The following is a 2,411-nucleotide window of genomic DNA, read 5'->3' as shown; positions in this document are numbered from 1 at the left end:
ATCGGGATTTGCTTTTAAGAGATGAATTTTTGGTGTGAATGCTTGACATTATTTTGATTGACCATGGCATAGGCCAGGGTTGTGTCAATCTTGCTATGACCTAGCAGTTTTTGGACTTGTTCGATAGGCATACCTTTATCAATTGCCTTAGTCGCTAAAGTTCTTCTGAACTTATGTGGGTGAACCTTTTGTATACCGAGTTTGTCTCCTAACTTTCTTAAGCGAATCTCTACACCAGCAATTCCAAGCCTCTGGACTTTTCCAACTAACGTTACAAAAAGAGCAGGGTGACTATCTTTTCTGTCGTTAAGATAGTTTCTTAAATGAATTTTCGTCCGAGCGTCAAAATATACTGGTCTCTCCTTCTTTCCTTTACCAAAGACAACACACTCTCTGTTTTCAAAATCAATATCTGAACGATTCAACTGTACAAGCTCCCCTACACGCATACCTGTCGATGCTAGTAGATCTATTATTGCCAAATCTCTCAAATTTTCACAGTTATCACGCATAATTTCCAAATGTTCATCAGTATAAGTTTCCTTCACATTTTGCTCAGTCTTAATTTTCTTTATCCGTCGAATGGGATTTTTAATGATATATTCCTCTTGCTCAAGCCAAGCAAAAAAAGAAGACAATATACGCCTAATATTGTCTAAATTTGCCTTACTACAATCCTTTTCAGACTGGTAATTTGCTAAATAACTCCTTAAATCATCTGTTGTGAGTTGTGTCACAGACTCCTTAATACCATTAAACAAGTTTTCAATCGTCCTCTGGTAATAACGAATTGTTTTTGAGCTACAGCCCTCTACCTGCTTGGCGGTAATAAAGAGTTTCAACAGGTTATTATTCGAATACTTCTGCTGCTTTTTTCCGTCTACTAGATGATGTTCTAAACTCTCTCTCAATGCTAGTAATTGTTCATTATTTAAAAGAGGTAACATTTCTTGCATGATAATTGTAACTTTTGATTCCATAATTTCTCACTTTCTTATTCATCAATAAAAAGAGACAATATCAGTTTCTGCATTACAGAATTCTAATATTGTCTGTTCATTTATTTTCTTGTGCTCATTCAAATCCAGCATACTAGGTTACTTTTTGACCTTTTCTCTAACAGAATGTTCAGAAACCCATTTGGAGTAGCTTGTCATTTTTTCATCAGTTAAAGCTTCTACTGCGATGGTTACACACATTTTTACTGCTTCTTCTACCGTTACAGAAAAACGATAGCCATTTAATTGTAAAAATTTGACCAAAACGAAGAAAGCAGTTCTTTTATTAGCATTAGCAAAAACATGCTTCTTTATCAATTGGACAAATAGTATCGTTGCTTTATCAAAAATTGTTGGATAAAGAGGCTTCCCAAAGACAAATTGTTCTGGTAAGTTCACAATCATATTTAAGGCAGAAGGACTAACTGTTTGAATTTTCTCATTTGGAGAATACCGTTGAATTGCTAAAGCATTTATTTTTTCAATTTGCTTTTCTGTTAGATAGATTGTCATTTTTCCACCAAAGCTTTGAAAACATCGTCGTATTCGTCAAATATTTTATCTAAATTTAAGTCAAAGGAATCATCAGATACATAAGAAACCTGCTGCCCCAATTCTTCAGGAGTAAAGATAATCTCACCACTTGGTAACAATTTAGCTTCGTATTTAACACCACTTGGAATATTAAATTCACTTGGAATCGTAATGGTGATTGAATTTCCTTGTTTTCTTGTTTTTACGACCATCTGATTTCCTCCTTTGTTGTATTATAACAAATCATTACCGTAATTACAATGGCAGAATATCAGCCAAAATACTCCTGCATCAGAGATTTCTTCAAAGTTTCAAGCTCTTCCAGAGATTTTTGGATTGCCAATTGTGATTTGTCGACCTGGGCTACAAAGTCTGCGAACTCATTTTGGAGGGCTAGTGGGGGGAGGGGGACTCTAATTTGTAAAAATTTTGATTTCGAAATATTTTTCATACTCCCACTAGTTCCAGAGGCAATTCCCTTAATTTTTAATTTTGTTTTCTCATTTGTAATAAGCTTCCATAAGAAAACTGGATTTACTCGATCATTCAAAATAACCTTCCATAATCTATCTGGCAAATATATATTATCACTATTGATAGCCCAAACATACCCAGCAGCCCCAACTAGTTCAGAAGTGTTCATACGACTAATAATTACATCCCCTATTTCAACTTTATGTTCATCTAAGGGAATATAGTCAATTGGTAAATTTTTTACTTCAGATGAATTAAAATAATCGTACGATACAGCTCCTGTTTTTAATACTTTATTCTTATTATTTTCCTCACCAGCTAAACTTTTACCTGCTCTTAGTTCTTTTATATATGTATCTAAGAATACTGAGTCAGGATACTCTTCGAACATCTCGTTAAATCGGG

At 34.3% G+C, this 2,411-nt stretch carries 4 protein-coding genes; all 4 read right to left on the bottom strand.

Going from position 1 to position 2,411, the window contains the following annotated elements; all coding sequences use genetic code 11:
- Nucleotides 1–14 precede the first annotated feature (14 nt).
- On the bottom strand, nucleotides 15–980 hold the full coding sequence (gene xerA, locus HT671_RS09005) for a site-specific tyrosine recombinase/integron integrase (RefSeq protein ID WP_000444454.1): 966 nt from the start codon (nucleotides 978–980) through the stop codon (nucleotides 15–17).
- Between the two features lie 117 nt (nucleotides 981–1,097).
- Nucleotides 1,098–1,511: a type II toxin-antitoxin system death-on-curing family toxin gene (locus HT671_RS09000; RefSeq protein ID WP_023941843.1), complete on the bottom strand. Its 414-nt coding sequence runs from the start codon at nucleotides 1,509–1,511 to the stop codon at nucleotides 1,098–1,100.
- Nucleotides 1,508–1,744 carry an AbrB family transcriptional regulator gene (locus HT671_RS08995; protein ID WP_138703493.1) on the bottom strand — a complete coding sequence of 79 codons (237 nt, stop codon included), beginning with the start codon at nucleotides 1,742–1,744 and terminating at the stop codon, nucleotides 1,508–1,510. The genes HT671_RS09000 and HT671_RS08995 overlap by 4 nt, the downstream gene beginning before the upstream one ends.
- Nucleotides 1,745–1,803: 59 nt before the next feature.
- Nucleotides 1,804–2,411 (bottom strand): restriction endonuclease subunit S (locus HT671_RS08990; RefSeq protein ID WP_240153275.1); only part of this gene is annotated, 608 nt, incomplete at its 5' end.

It is taken from the genome of Streptococcus sp. 2741 (assembly GCF_013276315.1).
GTDB classification, from domain to species: Bacteria; Bacillota; Bacilli; order Lactobacillales; family Streptococcaceae; genus Streptococcus; species Streptococcus pseudopneumoniae.
This window is presented reverse-complemented; position numbering and strand designations above follow the sequence as displayed.

Bases quoted from the DNA above. Each gene is read 5' to 3' on its own strand.
- xerA (WP_000444454.1), bottom strand. From the start codon at position 980: ATGGAATCAAAAGTTACAATTATCATGCAAGAAATGTTACCTCTTTTA.
- HT671_RS09000 (WP_023941843.1), bottom strand. From the start codon at position 1,511: ATGACAATCTATCTAACAGAAAAGCAAATTGAAAAAATAAATGCTTTA.
- HT671_RS08995 (WP_138703493.1), bottom strand. From the start codon at position 1,744: ATGGTCGTAAAAACAAGAAAACAAGGAAATTCAATCACCATTACGATT.